Genomic DNA, 15,245 nt, shown 5'->3' with positions numbered 1-15,245 from the left:
TCAGCCCAGCCTGCGCAACCGGGGCAGGAGGTCCTGCCGGGCCAGTTCGAGGAAGCGGGCTTGATCGTCGCCGGGCGCGTGCAGCACCAGGTCGGTGAAGCCGGCGTCGACGTACGGGCGGATCCGTTCGACGACCTCGTCGGGATCGGCGGAGACGATCCACCGGGAAGCGATCTGGGACATCGGGAGTTCGTCGGCGACGCGCTCCATGTCGACGGGGTCGGAGATGCCGTGCTTCTGTTCGGCGGTCAGGGACAGCGGCGCCCAGAACCTGGTGTTCGCGACGGCGGCCTCGGCATCGGTGTCGTAGGACAGCTTGATTTCGATCGAGCGCGCGACGTCCGCGGGTTTGCGGCTGCCTGTTCGGCTCCGGCGTCGACGGCCGGTTGCAGCTTCTCCGTGTAGAGCTCCACGCCCTTGCCGCTGGTGCAGATGAAGCCGTCCGCTGTCCGGCCGGCGTACTTCGCCACCACTGGGCCGCCCGCCGCGACGTAGACGGGCACCGGCCGCGCGGGGCGGTCGTAGACGGTCGCGTTCTCCGTTTGGTAGTACTCGCCGTCGAAACTCACCCGCTCCTCTGTCCACAAGCGACGGATGAGGTCGATCGCCTCGCGCAGGCGGGCGAACCGTTCCTTGAACCCGGGCCATTCCATCCGGGCGACCGCGACCTCGTTGAGCGCTTCGCCGGTGCCGAGACCGAGCAGGACGCGTCCGGGATACAGCGCGCCGAGAGTGCCGAAAGCCTGCGCCACGACGGCCGGGTGGTAGCGGAAGGTCGCGGTCAGCACACTGGTGCCGAGCCGGACCCGCCCGGTCCGCTCCCCCGCCGCGGCGAGCCAGGCCACCGAGAACGGCGCGTGCCCGTTCCGGTGCCGCCAAGGCTGGTAGTGATCGCTCACCAGCACCGAATCGAACCCCTGCTGTTCGGCGAGGACGGCCAGCTCCACCAGAGGCCGCGGCCCGAACTGCTCGGCCGATGCCTTGTAGCCGACAGTGATTCTCGCAGTGCGTGTGTCCATTCGGGACACTCAACCGGCTCGGCCGCGCGGGGTCATCGTGCACGGCGGCCGAATTGCGGCTCGCCGTCTTGTGCGCGACGTCAGCTCGGCAATCCTTTCCAAGCGCTGCATCACGGTGTTGCGGTGGAGACCGAGAGCGGCTCCGAGTGATGCGTTGTAGCCAACAGAGATTCCCTCGCTGCCGAGTCATCGTGCACCACGGACGAACCACAACCCGCCGTCCTGTGCGCGACGTCAGCCGGATTCATCCCAATCCACACCCGCCGCACGCGTCGCCAAATGCACGGCCAGACGATCGTCCGGATCACCGAGATCGACAGCCAGCAACTCGGCAATCCGCTCCATCCGCTGCATCACAGTATTGCGATGCACCCCGAGAGCGACCCCAGCCGCCTTCGCTGACGACTGGGAATCCAGGTAGCACCGCAATGTGCGGACCAGGCCGCCGGAGGGATCTGCCTCGTCGAGCGGTGCGAGCAGGTCGGCTGCCGCCCCGCGCAGCGGAGCGGATCCGTACCAGCCTGCGATCAGTTTCCGGGCGGAGCCGGCGTCGATGTGCTCCACGACCGCCCGGCGGTGCGAGGTGTGGGCGAGCAAGGCCGCGCGGCGGGCCTGTTCGGCGGAGCGGCCGATGCCCGCCGCGCCCGTGTGTGCGCGGCCCACTCCCGCGCACAGCCGCAGCCCGGGATGTTCCGCTTCGACGGCGGCGAGCGTCCTGGCCAGCCGGTCGAGCAGCGGGCCGGGATCCGCCGCCTCGGCAGTCAGCCAGAACAGCCATCCGTCGCCGCGTTCTACGAGGCTCGCGTCGATGCCGTGTTCGGCCAGCCGCGCCTCCAATTCCGTACCCAGCGCGGACATCCGGAGCGCGGCCGGGACATCCGCGGTCTGCACCTGCACCGCGGTGTGCCGTCCGGCGAGCCGCCAGCCGAGCGCGGTGGCCCGCTCGACGGTGCCGCGTCCCGGTTCGCCGGGCTGTTCCAGGATTTCGCTGAGCAGCAGCGATCGGCGCCGGTGTTCCCGTTCGTCGCGCAGGGCTTCCCCCGCCACGTGCACCGCGAACGACAGCGCCGCGATCGCGATCGCGCGCCGGACCGGTTCGAGCAGCACTCCGGACGCGAAGCGAGGCCGCCGCACCACGATCCAATAGACCGCGGGCCCGGTCGCGACGACCTGGACCGGGTGCAGCATCAGCTCGCCGTCCACGCCGACAGTGAGGGCGACCGGCCGCGAATCGGCCAGCAGCGCCGGGTCGGCACACCGGCCGAACAGCGCGTGCACAGCCGGATCGCCGGCCACGAAACGGGCTTCGGCGTCGACGAGCGCCACCGGTTCGCCGAGAGTCGCGGTGAGCTGCGAGGCGAGCGCGTTCGCGTCGGCGGGCGGGCGCTGGAAGCGGCGCGAGGCGTCGCCGAGCACGCGCAGGCCGGCGATCTCGGGGGCGCTGACGTAGGAGGCGAACGCGGTGACCACCCCGGTGGGAGTGATGTCGTCGACGCCGATGAGCGGCAGCGCGAGCCGGTCGGCGAGCCTGCGGGTGGCGAAGGGCACCGGCCGGTGCGTGCGGGCCGCGACGATCCCGGACAGTCCCGCGCTGCCTGCCAGCCGGATCGCGAGATCCGCGGCGAGGTCGTCGAGGACGAGCTGCTCCCGGCCGAACACGACGACGCTGCGCGGGGCGAGTTCGGAAATCTCGTGCACCGCGGCACCCGCGACGACCGCCCCGACCGGCCGCTTCAGCCCGGATTCGCCCGCGAGCACCTCGTAGTGCTCGACCAGGTTCAGGTCCAGCAGCTGGGCCAAGGTGGCCGTCATGGCGCCACCGGTTCCAGGATCGGCCCCACCGCGGTCGCCTGCAGGCGCGCGGCCGGCACCGGAACGTAAGTCATCAGCGCCTCCTTCACCGGGGTTTCCCGCAGGGTGCGGGGATCGGCTCCGGCGCGGACCGCCGCGTCCCGGGCCAGCTGCCGGGCACGAGCTGCCGAATCTTCCCTTCCGCCGGTGCCCTGCCAGAAGATCCGGTCGACCGAACCCGCCGCCTCCGCGGTCGCCGCCCCCACCGCGGCCGCGAGATCTCCGTCCAGCAGCCGAATCGCGTCGGGCACGGACCGGTCTCCGACGAGAACGACGGGAAGATCGTCGTACCCGTACCGCGCGCGGGCCACCGCTGAGGAGAGAGAACTCTCGCGGTTCAGCACGGTCAGCCGAGGCAGGCGCGCGCCGATCCGGATGCCGCCGAATTCCCGGTGTGCGCCCGATTCCGGAAGCAACCCGCCGCGGGTCGTCCCGACGACAGTCTGGCCGCCAGTCGTTTCCACCACCACGGCCGCGGCCACTCCGGCCAGCCGGGCGGCACCGTGCAGCATCGCCGCCCGGGCCGCGCCGAGGCACGCTGTGGCGTGACGCTGTGCGGCGAGTTCGGGCAGGACCGTTCCGTCGCCACGGACCAAGTACAGCTCCGCCTCGGGATTGTGCTTCCGGACGGCCGCGCCCAGCTCGGCGATCCGGGCGCGGGCGAACTCGGCGAGGGCCGCGTCGAGCGCGGCGGTGTTTTCCCGTTCCAGCAACCCGATCGCTTCGGTCTCGCTGCCTTTCCGCACCGGGATCTCCGGACCGAGCACGTCGGCGAGCAAGGCCGCGGCCTGCTGTTCGTGGTCGGGATTCTCCAGCCCGTGGACTCCGGCGAGCGCGACCGCGCGCACGTTTCCGGCGCACCGGCGGGCGAATTCGGCCACCGCGGCCAGGTCCAGCGGCGCCGACGGAGTGCCGTCGTATTCGTGCCCGCCGCGCACCATCGCGACCGGTCCCGCCAGCGCGCCGGACATCCCGGCCGGCCAGCCCACGAGCGGCGGCAGCGCGGTCGCGCCGCCGATGCGCAGGACCCCGACGCGAGCTCCCGTCTCGGCAGGCACGGGCTCCGGCAGGATCGCCACGACCCGGTCGATCGCCGCGGCGTCGATCCCTTCCGCGACGAGTGCGCCGAGCAATCGCGACGGCGAGTCAGCCTCGGGAAGTCCTCGGCAGGACGCCACAATCCGGCTCCGCTCGTCCATCGCCACGGCTCGGGCGGCGACGGCGTCGAGGCCCACTCGCAACCGGCTCATCGGGCACCGGCCAGCGGAGTCGAACCGTCGAATCGCACCGGGTCGACGGCGTAGCCGAACGCGCGCGGCCCGGCCGCCGCGTGTCCTTCGGGCGTGTGCCACCGCTCGTCGACCGGGCTGGCGAGCACGTGGACTTCCTGGCCGACGGCGAGGTCGATCGTCTGCGTCAGCGCACCCGTGTCCGCGTCCGCGACGCCGATCAGGTCCGGAACGGTCGCCAGCACCGTGCCTTCCCGGCTGACGATCAGGTTCTCGTTCTGGAAGTCGATCCGCACGAAACCCTCTGGGGTATCGAGAGAAACCACGCCGCGCGGCCAGCCGTCCGACGAGTGCTGCAGGACTTCGGCGACGGTCCCGGTGCACACCAGGCGTCCGCCGCAGGCGCGCAGGTACGGGTCGTATCCGTCTTCGGCGAGTGCCGCGCCGATCCTGGCGCACTCGCTGATCGACCCGAGGGCGCCGAGCCGCGCGCAGTCCCCCGCGGTCACCCGATACGCGCTGATCAGCGCCACGAGACCCAGCGGCGGCAGCACGGCCCGCACCAGCTCGCCGAGCACGGCGCCGGAGCCTTGGCTGAATTCGGCGACCACCCCGGAGCCGCCGACCACGGTGATCGGCGAGACGGAGAACCCGGCCAGCCGCAACAACGTCAGGTCGATCGAGGGCAGCGTGCGGCGCATCAGGTCGAGGTCGAGGCACGGCAGGCCGAGTTCGGCCGCGACGGCCAGCGGGACGGCCACGTTGACGCTGCCGAGCTGGATCGGCAGGATCGCCGCGCACTTCCGCCCGGCGCGTGCTTCCACCGCGGTCCGGAGAGTCTCCGCCTCGACGGTGCTGTGCGCCTTCTCGACGAGCGTGTGCGGGGTTCCGCCGGACACCACGGGGAGGACGAGGGCGTCCGGCGGCAGTTCGTCGGCGGTGACGAGCGGGATCGGCCCGTGCTGCCGGACGGCCGCGAGCAGAAGCTGCTGTGCCAGGTACGGGTCGCCGCCGCCTCCGCTCCCGAAGTGCACGGCACCGCGCACCACGTCGTCGATCGCGGACTCGGCGACGTGTTCCATGCGCAAACCTTAACTGCCGTCGTGGCTGCTCACGAGGTCGTGACACCCCGGAAACCGGCATACAGCCGGGCGAACGTGCGGGCGGCGGCGGTCAGTTCGGCGACTGGCACGTACTCGTCGGCGGTGTGCGCGACGGTCATGGACCCGGGTCCGTACACGACGGTCGGGATGCCGAGCTGGTTGCGGAGGAACCGTGCGTCCGTGCCGAGTTTCAGCCCGCGGACCGGTGCGTCGCCCGCCGTCCGCCGGACCTGCGCGACGAACGGGTGCTCCGGGGCCAGTTCGGATCCCTCGGCGAAGGCGAGCACGTCCGCGTCGTAGTCGAACACGCCCGCGGCGTCGATCAACCCGGTCACGGTGGCCAGCGCCGCGTCCCGGGTCTGGCCGGGCAGCACGCGCCGGTCGATCCGCAGGCGGCATTCGGCCGCGACGATGTTGACGGCGGTGCCGCCCGCGATGGTTCCCGCGTTGGCGGTGGGAGTGCCCAGGAGCGGATGCTCGCCGTCGCCGAAATCGGCGAGGTGGAGCGCGGAGACGATCCGCGCCGCGTCGGCCACCGCCGAGTGCCCGGCCGCCGGGTCGCTGCCGTGCCCCGCCCGGCCGCGCACCACGATCTCCGCCATCAGCGAGCCGCGTTCGGCCACCCCGACCCGCAGCTCGCTCGGTTCGGGCACGACGGCCGCGTCCGCGTGCACCAGCCCGGCCGAGACCAGCGCTTCCGTCCCGAACCGGCCGCCGGTCTCCTCGTCGGCCACGAGGTGGAAGACGATGTTCGCGGGCGGCACGATTCCGGCGTCGCGGCAGGCGCGCATCCCTTCGAGCGCCGCGGCGATCCCGCCTTTCATGTCGCAGGCGCCGCGGCCGTAGAGCAGCCCGTCCCGGACCAGTCCGCCGAAGGGCGGCACCGACCAGTCCTCTTCGGACACCGGAACGACGTCCACGTGCCCGTTGACCAGCAGCGTGGGACCCTCGCCGGACCCGATGCGGCCCAGGACCGACGGACGGCCCGGCTCGGGCTCGAAAATCTCGACCTCGGCGCCCAGCTCGGCCAAGACCGCGCACAGCGGTTCGACCGCCGGACGCTCGCCGCCCGGCGGATTCCGCGTGTCGCACCGGATCAGGCTCGCGGCCAGTTCGGTCACCCGCGCGGTTTGGACCGCGGCTGCGGGGTTCATGCCGGCTCCTCGAGGTGCGCGGTCATCGCGACGAGGGCTTCGCGGTCGAGAAAGCCCAGCGGGGCCAAGCCTTTCGCGAATCCCAGCAGCGCGGGACGGAACGCCGCCACCTCCGCGAAGAGGTCGGCGGCCTCCCGATGTCGTCCGGCGCGGGCGAGCAGCACCGCACGCCAGAAGTCGGCCTCGCGGTTGTCCGGCCCGATGACCTCCGCCGCCGACGCGAGGTCTCTCAGCCGCTCGTCCAGTTCGTCCGGGGCGACCCCCTCGAACGGCCCGAGCGTCAGACCGCGGGTGAACATCACTCCGCCGACCGCGCCGAACGCCCGCGAACGCGGGAGAAGGCGGGACAGCTCGGCGAGCGGATCCGGGTGGTCGTCGACGCGCAGATCGACGACCACCTCGTTCCAGGGCGTCGGCCCGCGGCGGCCGGACACGACCAGCAGCGCGGCCGACTGCGAACCGCGCACGTCTCCCCCGGCGCTGTCCGCGGCCCGAAGCCCGGCGAGGATGCGGTCAGCGAGATCGCCGTCCGCGGTCTCGAAGGCGCTGAGCGCGGCCTGGCACACGCCCGAACCGGCCAGCATGTTTCCTTGCACCGTCACCTGATGCCCGCGCGCGGAACCGGCGTGCGGCGCGCACGACTCGCCGGTGTGCGCACCCACCGAGCCCCGGGCGTCGACGATTCCCAGCTGGCGGTACCCGGAATCCGAGTCCTCCGCGATCAACAGGTCCACAGTGGACGGTGCGGGTACGCCCGCCCGTAACAGTTCCAGGCCGCGCGGCCCGTAGCCGACGTTGACGAACGCCTGGGTGGCCACCGCGCCGACGCCCGCCTCGGCCCAGGGCAGCAACGCGCCGACGCCGAAGAAGTGGGTCTGGGCGCCGACGCCGAGCCAGCCGGTGACCGGATCGCGCGCGACGATCGAGTACGTCACGGCCTTCCTTCCTGGGCGGTCGCGAGGTGTTTCCGGAGGAGTTCGGCCACCTGATCGGTTTCCTCGAGCATCGGCAGGTGACCCGTTCCTTCCAGCACTTTCGCCGTGCCGCCAGTGGCTTCGGCCAGTTCGCGCGACATCGCGGGCGGGCAGGTCGGATCCTCGGTGCCAGCCACGGCCAGCACCGGCGCGGCAACCTTTCCGGCCAGGTGCCGGATGTCCGCGCCGAACGCTCCATAAAGGATCTCGGCTACCACCGTCGTCGGCCGGGTGCCGACCGCTTGCGCCATCACCTCCCTGATGCGCGCCGAGTCGCGGTGCTTCCGGCCCACGATCTGCGGGACCTGATCCGCGAAGTACCCGGCGGTCCCCTGGGCTTCGAGCTCGCGCACCATCGCGGCGATCGCCTCGGCCGGAACGCCGGTGCCCAACGTCGAACCGAACGTCGCGACACTGCGTACCCGGCCGGGATGCAGCGCCGCCAGCGCGACGCTGATCGTGCCGCCGAGCGACCCTCCGGCCAGGTGCACCTCGTCCAGCCCCAGAGCGTCGAGGACCGCCAAGACGTCCGGCACGTAGCCTTCCTCGACCGTGAACGGGCCGGTCTGCCCGGAGTTTCCGTGCCCGCGCAGGTCCGGTGCCACGACTGGCCGGTCGAGCCGCGCGGCGACGTCCTCCCAGACCGCCGCCGCGGAGTTGATCGGATGCAGGAGCACGAGCGGCACGCCGGATCGGCCGTCCGCCGTGCGCAGCACCGAAAGTTTCCCGGCGCGTCCCTCGATGCTGACGCGGTCCAAGCTCATCCTCATTCCGTTCCGTGCTTGGGCATCCGCGGGTCCTGGACGCTGACGTGCATGTGCCAGATCCGCCAGTCCGGGCCGCCCTTGCCGTCGTCGCGGCGGAAGAATTCGGTGGTGCGGAACGGAGTCGCGACCGCGTCCTGCTGGCCCGGAGCCAGCACGTCCGCGGTTCCCTCGGCGGTGAGCAGCGCGACGTCCCCGAAAACCTGGACGTCCGGGCCGGCGGTGTCCTTGATCGCGGTGATGCTCAGCCCGATTTTCGCGGCGTTGACCCACAGGCGGTGCTTGTCGAGAACGCCGTGGTAGGTGTGGCCGTTGAGGTTGAACTGGTGATAGCCGTCGCCCTCCGGGAAGTACTGCAGCATCCGGTCGGCGACGAGGCCGACGTTCGCCTCGTACCAGCCTTCGTGCACCTCGAGGATTCGCTCGCGGTCAGTGCTCATGGTCGTGCCCTTTCAGTGAGTGAATTCGCCGGTCAGTTCTCCGACCGCGGCGAGAGTTTCTTCCGCGCCGTCCGCGACGACGGTCGCGATGGCGACGTTGTCCGCACCGGCGTCGAGGTATTCCTTGAGGCGCGCCCGCGCGGTGTCCTGCCCGCCCACGACACCGAAAACGTCGAGCCAGTCGTCCGGCATCTCGGCGGCGACCACCTCGGGACCGCCGCGCGAGAGCATGTCCGCGAGCTGCTCGTTGGCATCGACCGCGCCGAACAACGGTCCTGGACCGGTCGCGGCAAGGTAAAAGGCGAGAACCGCCTTGAGCGCTTCCCTGGTGGCGGCCGCCTGCCCGGGATCCCGCGTGACGTTGGCCGCCGCGAGAACCGTGATCGTGATGCGCTCGTCCCGTCCGGCCGCGCGCGCCGCCTCGTCCAGCTTGCGCCGCGCGCTCCGCACGTACTCGACCGGCGCGAGCGCGCTCACCAGCAGGCCGTCGGCCAGGCGTCCGGTCAGGTCGAGCCCCTTGTCCCCGAGCACCCCGGTGAACAGCGGCACCCGCTCGGGGACGGGGTGGGTGATCGCGACCTCGCGGAACGCGGCGAACCGGCCCTTCTCGTCGATCGTCTCGCCGCGCAGCAGTCCACGGACGGCGGCGAGGGTTTCGCGCAGGGCGCTCATCGGCGACCGCTGGGTGAGGCCCATCTGCGCGGTCCAGGCGGGGACGCCGTGCCCGATCCCGGGCATCAGCCTGCCCGGGTAGGCGCGGGCGAGCGTGCTGATCTCCATCGCCAGCAGCGCCGGATGCCGCACGACCGACGACACCACGCCGATGCCGACCGGAACCCGCGACGTCGCCCCGAGCGCCAGCGCGGCGCCCGCGATGCCGCCGAGGAAGAAGTAGTCCTCCGGCAGCCACAACTCCCCGAAACCGGCGGTCTCCGCGGCCGCGGCCTGCTTGCCGATCTGTTCGGGCGGAGTGGTGCTGCCGAGCAGCACCCCCAGCCGGCTGCGAGAAAGGCGGGTCATCGGCGGGCTCCTGTCGTGCGGGGTCACAACGTTGAGCTCGACGGTAGGAAGTGCGGTGGGTGCGGCGCTTCGGGCGGGGCGACGAAACGGAGGAAGGGCGGTGGTGCACGGTGCACGAGGCGGACGGGCAGGGGCTAAGCCGAGGTTCGAGGCTTCCGGCTCTGCACGGGTGGCGATTCGCCAGCCAATGCCTCCAAACGCCAGCTGTGCCCGGGCACCGCGAGGCGCCCGGGCACAGCAGTTCCGCATCAGTGCGCGGCGGTCACGAACTTGTCCGTGTACGTCTTCCCAAGATCGATCTGCTTGCCCTTCACATCCGGATTGAACGCCTGCAAGACAGTGAGGTTGGTCTTCGGCCCGTCCGGCGGCATGATGCCCGTCGGGTTGTAGATGCCCTTCTCGTTGTCGAATGCCTTGGCGTAGGCGTCTTTTCCGGAACCGGCGTAGTAGTCGGCCGGCATCACGTCGGCCAGCTGCGCGCCGTTGTGGCCCTGGATCCATTTGAGGGCCTCGACATACGCGTTCACGAGCTTCTGCACCACCTGGGGATGGCTGTCCACGTACTTCGTGGTCATGTACAGCGACGTCGCGGGGTACTGGCCGCCCAGCTGCTGTTTCGTGCCGGCCGCGGTGCGCATGTCCAGCAGGACGAACGCGGCGCCCTGGGCCAGGGCCGTGGACACCGTCGGCTCAGTCGTCATCGCGCAGTCGACGTTGCCGTGCTGCAGGGCGCCGATCAGCGTGGCTCCGGCCTGCACGCCGACCCGGTGGATTTTCGTGGGGTCGACGCCGTTCTTCTGCGCGAGGTACTGGGTCAGGAAATCCGTGGAGGAACCGAGATCGGTCACTCCGAGGTTGCGGCCGGACCAGTCGGCGGGCGAATGGATCTGGCCGCGCACTTCGTTGCGGCACAGTTCGACTTCGCCCGGCGTGGTCAGCATCGACACCACCGATTCCATCGACTGGCCGAGCCCCTGCATGGCGATGGTGTGGTCGTAGAAACCGCCGACGCCGTCGACCTTTCCGGCGACCATGTTCGTGGTCGCGTCGACGCCGGCTCCCTCGTCCTGCAGGGTCACGTTCAGGCCCTGCTTCTGGTAGAGGCCGAGCCGCTGGGCGAGCATGAACGGCAGGTAGATCTGCTTGTTCAAGCCGCCCACCATGATGCTCACCGGGGTGCCGGTGCCGCCGGTGGAACTGGTGCCGGCGTTCTGGCTCGCGGTCGAGGCGCAGCCGGCCACGGCGAGCAGCGCCGCCGCGAGCACGGCCGCCAATTTCTTCGCGGACACGGGGATCTCCTTTGTTCGAGCGGAAAATCGGGGGGTTACAGGTCCGGACCGGACAGCTGGGCGGGCCGCCAGCGCAGCAGGCGGCGTTCGAGGCGGGTGATCAGCCATTCGGCGATGAGCGCGACGACGCCCATGATCACCATCGCCGCCCACACGCCGCTCGCGTCGAAGGTGCCCTGCGCGTTCTTGATCAGCACGCCGAGACCCGCGTAGCCGCCGAGGAATTCGCCGACGATCGCGCCGATCAGCGCGAAGCCGAAGCTCACGTGCAGGCTCGCGATGATCCAGGTGAACGCCGAGGGCAGCACGACCTGCCGGGTCACCTGCCACCGCGAGGCGCCGAGGATGCTGGCGTTGGCGATGAACGTCCGGTCGACCTCGCGGGTGCCCTGGAAGGCGTTGAAGAACACCCCGAAGAACACCAGCACGATCACCAGCAGGATCTTCGATTCGAGGCCGAGTCCGAACGCCAGCACGAAGACCGAGCCGAGCACGATCCGCGGAATCGCGTTGAGCACCTTGATGAACGGGCCGAACACCTCGGACAGGAACCGGATCCGGCCGAGCGCGATGCCGCAGACGATGCCCAGCACCGTGCCGATGGCGAACCCGATCAGCGCCTCTTCGATCGTGGTCCAGATCTGGCTGCCGAGCGAGCCGAGCGCGGTGCCCTCGGTGACCCACGACCGCAACCGGTCGAAGATGCCCGAGGGAAGGCCGTACAGCACGATCGCGTGCTGGTCTCCTTGCACAAGCAGCTGCCAGCCGCCGAGAAGCACCACCAGCACCGCTGCCTGGACGGTGTGGACCAGGACGGCGTGTGTCCGGCGGCGCGAACGGCGAGCAACTGCTGCAGCTCCGGCGGCGGGGCTCGCGGGCGAGTCCACTTCGGTCGTCATGCTCCCGCCTCCCCGCTGATCCGGGTGGTCTGCGCGTACGCCAGATCGACCTCCGTGCGCAGCGCGTCCCAGATCTGCTGGTACAGGTCGACGAACCGGCGTTCGAAGCGGATTTCCTGCACCACCCGCGGACGCGGCAGGTCGATGGCGAACCGGGCCTTGATCGTCGCCGCCGGCCCGGCGGTCAGCACGACCACCGTGTCCGCGAGCGCGATCGCCTCTTCGAGGTCATGGGTCACGAACACCACGGCGGGCCGGGTAAGTTCCCACAGCGACAGCAGTTCGTCGGACATCTTCGCCCGGGTCTGCACGTCCAGCGCGCTGAACGGTTCGTCCATGAGCAGGATCCGCGGCTCGTTGATGAGGTTCTGCGCGAGCGCGACCCGCTTGCGCATCCCGCCGGACAGCTGGTGCGGGTAGCGGTCCTCGAACCCGCTCAGCCCGACCCGGCGGATCCAGTCCCGCGCGCCGGAAACCGCCGCACCCTTGGCCACGCCGCGGAACCGCGGGCCGGCGGAAACGTTGTCCAGCACCGTTTTCCAGGGCAGGATCGCGTCGGTCTGGAACATGAACCCCACCCCGGGCGTGATGCCGGAGACGTCCGCGCCGTGCACCCGGACCGTGCCGGCCGACGGCTGTTCCAGGCCCGCGACGAGGGTCAAGGTGGTGGACTTGCCGCAGCCGGTGGGTCCGACGACCGCGCAGAACTCGCCGGGAGCCACCTCCAGGTCGAGGTCGCGCAGCGCGGTGTAGGGCTCCGGGCCCTCGGTCGCGAACTGCTTGGTGACGTCCCGCATGGCGATGGCGGCGCCGGGCGGTCCGGATCTGGGTGCGTGCACGGTGGCGTCCTCTCGATCGGGGCCGATTCCGTTCGAGGAGGCTAAGAAGCGCCGCGGCGCGGCGGAATGTTGCGTGCGATACCTGCGATCAGTGCGCTTTTCTCGGTTTCTGCTCATTAAGTGCACGCCGGACCGGACGATCCGGGCGTACCGGCCGCGGTTTCTTGGCATCCGCGCGGTCTCGTGGTGTCATGCGGGACGCCCCTACGACAAGTGGCAGAGCGGAGCGGTCATGTGGCGGTCACGTCCCCTCGCCTCGCAGATCCTCGTCGCCGTGCTCGGGATCCTGCTCGCCACTGTCTCGGCCGGGGCTCTGCTCTACGTGAAGCTCGCCGGCCAGACCCTCGACACGCAATACGGACAGCGCGCGCTGGGGATCGCGAACACCGTCGCGCAGATGCCGTCCGTCCGCGACGCCCTCGTGCGGCGCGATCCCGGCCGCGCCATCCAAGCCGCCGCCGAGCAGGTCCGCCGGGCCACGGGCGCGTCGTACGTCGTCGTCACCGACCGGTCCGGGCTGCGCTACTCCCATCCCAACACCGCGCTCGTCGGCGAGCGCATCGAGGAACCGGTGGCCGCCCTCGACGGCCAGGGCCATCTCGGGATCGACAACGGAAGCCTCGGCCGGTCCGCCAACGGCAAGGCGCCGATCTCCGGTCCGGACGGCGGGGTCGCGGGCCAGGTTTCGGTGGGAATCCTCGAAGAACAGGTCACGAGCGAGCTGGTCAGCGACATTCCCTGGGTGCTCCTCTACTCCGGGTTGGCGCTGGCCATCGGGATGGCGGCGTCCCTGCTGCTTTCCCACCGGATCAAGCGCGCGACGTTCGGCCTCGAAGTCTCCGAGATCGCGTCCCTGCTCCAAGAACGGGAAGCGATGCTGCACGGCATCCGCGAAGGCATGGTGGGCCTCGACCGGCACGGCCGCGTCGAGGTGATCAACGACGAAGCCCGCCGGCTGCTCGGAATCCCCTCCGCCGCCCGCGGCCGCGACCTGTGCGAACTCGTCCCGCCCGGCCGCCTCCGCGACCTGCTGGCCGCGCCCGCCGCCGACGACGAGGTCGTCCTCACCGACGAATTCCTGTTGGTGGTCAACAAAATGCCGGTCGTCCTTTCCGGACAGGACGCCGGTTCGGTGCTCACCTTGCGCGACCGCACCGAGATGGAAGGCCTGGTGCGCGAACTCCACGCCGTCACCGGCCTGACCACCGCTTTGCGCGCGCAGGAACACGAATTCGCCAACCGGCTGCACGTCCTGTCCGGGCTGCTCGGCCTGGGCGAAGCGGAGGAGGCCGGCCGTTACCTCACCGAGATCGCGCACGGCCCGGCCGCGCAAGCGACCGATCTGCGCGCCCGGTTCTCCCCGCCGGAACTCGCCGCGCTGCTCTCGGCCAAGGTCGCCATCGCCGCCGAACGCGACGTGCGCCTCGAAGTCGACCCCGGTTCCGGGCTCGACCTCAGCACCGCCGACCCCGGCGCGCTCGTCACCGTGCTCGGCAACCTCATCGACAACGCCGTCGACGCCGTGGCCGGGCAGCCGGGAGAACGCCGCGTGCGGGTCCTCGTCGACACCCTCGGCCCGGACGTCCGCATCGCCGTCTCCGACACCGGTCCCGACATCCCGGAGGAAGCGCTGCAGGAGATCTTCGCCGACGGCTACACCACGAAGACCCCGCGTCCGGGCATGCGCCGCGGACTCGGTCTCGCCCTCGTCTACCGGCTGGTGCGCCGCTCCGGCGGATCGATCACCGTGGACGGCTCGGCCGGCGCGCGATTCGACGTGCTGCTCCCGAATTCCCGTTCCCGCGCCGCGCTCGAACCCGCGGAGTACGCATGACGATCCGGACTCTCGTCATCGACGACGACTACCGCGTCGCCGCGATCCACGCCGCCAGCATCGACCGCGTGCCCGGCTTCGCCGCCGTCGGCAAGGCCCACACCGCGGCGGAGGCGCGTGCCCGCGTCGAGGAAGTCCGGCCGGACCTGCTGCTGCTCGACATCTACCTGCCCGACGAGGACGGCCTCTCGCTGCTGCGCGACCTGCGTTCGGGAGCCGCCCCGCCGGGGTGCATCGTGATCACCGCGTCCCGCGACCTCGGCACGGTCCGCTCGGCGATCCAGCTCGGCGCGGCCTACTACCTCGTCAAGCCCTTCGGTTTCGAGCAGCTGCGCGAACAGCTGACGGCGTACCGGAGCTGGTGCGAACGCGCGTCCGGCAGCGGCGAAGTCGATCAGGCCACAGTGGACAGTCTGTATTCCGTTCTGCGCGGCTCCGCACCGCGCACGGACCCGCTTCCCCCGACCATGCGCAAGGTGCTCGACGCGCTGCGCCGGGCCGGGCAGCCGCTCGGCGCCGGAGAGCTCGCGAGCGCGCTGGGCATCAGCCGCCCCACGGCGCAACGCCATCTGAGCGAGTTGCACCGCCGCGGTTTCCTCAGCCTCGAACTGGAATACGGAAGCGCGGGCCGCCCGACGCACCGGTACGCGGTCGCCGCCCAGCACTGACCCGGGCGGCCCGGACTCCCGGCGCGAACCCGGCGAACAGCCCCTTCCGCGCAATCGGCGATATCCCGGGCAGCACAAGGGATTCCCGTTGCTCCCATCGGGGTTTCCCGGTGGCCGGGGCACCGGCGGCGGGCGATCATTCAGCGGAACCGGCGCGACCGG

The 15,245-nt window shown here is 71.1% G+C and carries 14 protein-coding genes and 1 pseudogene; 2 read left to right on the top strand and 13 right to left on the bottom strand.

The genetic code is table 11. The features are described from left to right. From fgd to ABD156_RS16385, 13 genes and pseudogenes are all read right to left on the bottom strand, one after another. A pseudogene (fgd, locus tag ABD156_RS16440) lies at positions 1–1,019 on the bottom strand (glucose-6-phosphate dehydrogenase (coenzyme-F420)). A 9-nt stretch (positions 1,020–1,028) separates the two neighbouring features. Further along, positions 1,029–1,190: a helix-turn-helix domain-containing protein gene (locus ABD156_RS47810; RefSeq protein ID WP_350540052.1), complete on the bottom strand. Its 162-nt coding sequence runs from the start codon at positions 1,188–1,190 to the stop codon at positions 1,029–1,031. Between the two features lie 63 nt (positions 1,191–1,253). Continuing rightward, positions 1,254–2,831, bottom strand: a complete 1,578-nt coding sequence (locus ABD156_RS16435; protein WP_344273360.1) for a PucR family transcriptional regulator — start codon at positions 2,829–2,831, stop codon at positions 1,254–1,256. Further along, positions 2,828–4,120 carry a hydantoinase/oxoprolinase N-terminal domain-containing protein gene (locus ABD156_RS16430; RefSeq protein WP_344273358.1) on the bottom strand — a complete coding sequence of 431 codons (1,293 nt, stop codon included), beginning with the start codon at positions 4,118–4,120 and terminating at the stop codon, positions 2,828–2,830. The genes ABD156_RS16435 and ABD156_RS16430 overlap by 4 nt, the downstream gene beginning before the upstream one ends. After that, the gene (locus ABD156_RS16425; protein WP_344273356.1) at positions 4,117–5,181 is read right to left on the bottom strand and encodes an S-methyl thiohydantoin desulfurase family protein; all 1,065 of its coding nucleotides are present in this window, start codon (positions 5,179–5,181) and stop codon (positions 4,117–4,119) included. Before ABD156_RS16425 ends, ABD156_RS16430 begins: the two co-directional genes overlap by 4 nt. A 29-nt stretch (positions 5,182–5,210) precedes the next feature. Further along, positions 5,211–6,356, bottom strand: coding sequence for a M20 family metallopeptidase (locus ABD156_RS16420; protein WP_344273353.1), 1,146 nt, complete (start codon positions 6,354–6,356; stop codon positions 5,211–5,213). Continuing rightward, a complete protein-coding gene (locus tag ABD156_RS16415) occupies positions 6,353–7,291 on the bottom strand; it encodes a DUF1028 domain-containing protein (protein WP_344273349.1) in 939 nt (312 codons plus the stop codon). Before ABD156_RS16415 ends, ABD156_RS16420 begins: the two co-directional genes overlap by 4 nt. Then, a complete protein-coding gene (locus tag ABD156_RS16410) occupies positions 7,288–8,094 on the bottom strand; it encodes an alpha/beta fold hydrolase (protein ID WP_344273346.1) in 807 nt (268 codons plus the stop codon). The genes ABD156_RS16415 and ABD156_RS16410 overlap by 4 nt, the downstream gene beginning before the upstream one ends. Positions 8,095–8,096: 2 nt before the next feature. Continuing rightward, positions 8,097–8,534 carry a nuclear transport factor 2 family protein gene (locus tag ABD156_RS16405; RefSeq protein ID WP_344273343.1) on the bottom strand — a complete coding sequence of 146 codons (438 nt, stop codon included), beginning with the start codon at positions 8,532–8,534 and terminating at the stop codon, positions 8,097–8,099. A 12-nt stretch (positions 8,535–8,546) separates the two neighbouring features. Further along, positions 8,547–9,554, bottom strand: a complete 1,008-nt coding sequence (locus ABD156_RS16400; protein WP_344273340.1) for an LLM class flavin-dependent oxidoreductase — start codon at positions 9,552–9,554, stop codon at positions 8,547–8,549. A 248-nt stretch (positions 9,555–9,802) separates the two neighbouring features. Further along, entirely contained in the window at positions 9,803–10,843 is a 1,041-nt protein-coding gene (locus tag ABD156_RS16395; protein ID WP_344273336.1) for an ABC transporter substrate-binding protein, read from the bottom strand. A 35-nt stretch (positions 10,844–10,878) separates the two neighbouring features. Beyond that, on the bottom strand, positions 10,879–11,742 hold the full coding sequence (locus tag ABD156_RS16390; protein ID WP_344273333.1) for an ABC transporter permease: 864 nt from the start codon (positions 11,740–11,742) through the stop codon (positions 10,879–10,881). Then, entirely contained in the window at positions 11,739–12,539 is an 801-nt protein-coding gene (locus tag ABD156_RS16385) for an ABC transporter ATP-binding protein (protein WP_344274477.1), read from the bottom strand. The genes ABD156_RS16390 and ABD156_RS16385 overlap by 4 nt, the downstream gene beginning before the upstream one ends. A gap of 274 nt (positions 12,540–12,813) precedes the next feature. Here ABD156_RS16385 and ABD156_RS16380 point away from each other — a divergent pair, with 274 nt between their 5' ends. Together ABD156_RS16380 and ABD156_RS16375 are read left to right on the top strand one after the other, a co-directional pair. After that, on the top strand, positions 12,814–14,415 hold the full coding sequence (locus ABD156_RS16380; protein ID WP_344273330.1) for an ATP-binding protein: 1,602 nt from the start codon (positions 12,814–12,816) through the stop codon (positions 14,413–14,415). Further along, positions 14,412–15,083 (top strand): response regulator, encoded by a 672-nt coding sequence (locus tag ABD156_RS16375; protein WP_344273327.1) that lies wholly within the window; start codon positions 14,412–14,414, stop codon positions 15,081–15,083. Before ABD156_RS16380 ends, ABD156_RS16375 begins: the two co-directional genes overlap by 4 nt. Positions 15,084–15,245: the final 162 nt, after the last annotated feature.

Source organism: Amycolatopsis albidoflavus (assembly GCF_039525725.1).
In the GTDB taxonomy this organism is placed as follows: Bacteria; Actinomycetota; Actinomycetes; order Mycobacteriales; family Pseudonocardiaceae; genus Amycolatopsis; species Amycolatopsis albidoflava.
This window is presented reverse-complemented; position numbering and strand designations above follow the sequence as displayed.

What these genes read in the sequence shown, in the direction of transcription:
- ABD156_RS16420 (WP_344273353.1), bottom strand. Translation starts at nt 6,356, where the DNA reads ATGAACCCCGCAGCCGCGGTCCAAACCGCGCGGGTGACCGAACTGGCC.
- ABD156_RS16410 (WP_344273346.1), bottom strand. Translation starts at nt 8,094, where the DNA reads ATGAGCTTGGACCGCGTCAGCATCGAGGGACGCGCCGGGAAACTTTCG.
- ABD156_RS16425 (WP_344273356.1), bottom strand. Translation starts at nt 5,181, where the DNA reads ATGGAACACGTCGCCGAGTCCGCGATCGACGACGTGGTGCGCGGTGCC.
- ABD156_RS16390 (WP_344273333.1), bottom strand. Translation starts at nt 11,742, where the DNA reads ATGACGACCGAAGTGGACTCGCCCGCGAGCCCCGCCGCCGGAGCTGCA.
- ABD156_RS16430 (WP_344273358.1), bottom strand. Translation starts at nt 4,120, where the DNA reads ATGAGCCGGTTGCGAGTGGGCCTCGACGCCGTCGCCGCCCGAGCCGTG.
- ABD156_RS16405 (WP_344273343.1), bottom strand. Translation starts at nt 8,534, where the DNA reads ATGAGCACTGACCGCGAGCGAATCCTCGAGGTGCACGAAGGCTGGTAC.
- ABD156_RS16385 (WP_344274477.1), bottom strand. Translation starts at nt 12,539, where the DNA reads ATGCGGGACGTCACCAAGCAGTTCGCGACCGAGGGCCCGGAGCCCTAC.
- ABD156_RS16380 (WP_344273330.1), top strand. Translation starts at nt 12,814, where the DNA reads ATGTGGCGGTCACGTCCCCTCGCCTCGCAGATCCTCGTCGCCGTGCTC.
- ABD156_RS16435 (WP_344273360.1), bottom strand. Translation starts at nt 2,831, where the DNA reads ATGACGGCCACCTTGGCCCAGCTGCTGGACCTGAACCTGGTCGAGCAC.
- ABD156_RS16400 (WP_344273340.1), bottom strand. Translation starts at nt 9,554, where the DNA reads ATGACCCGCCTTTCTCGCAGCCGGCTGGGGGTGCTGCTCGGCAGCACC.
- ABD156_RS16375 (WP_344273327.1), top strand. Translation starts at nt 14,412, where the DNA reads ATGACGATCCGGACTCTCGTCATCGACGACGACTACCGCGTCGCCGCG.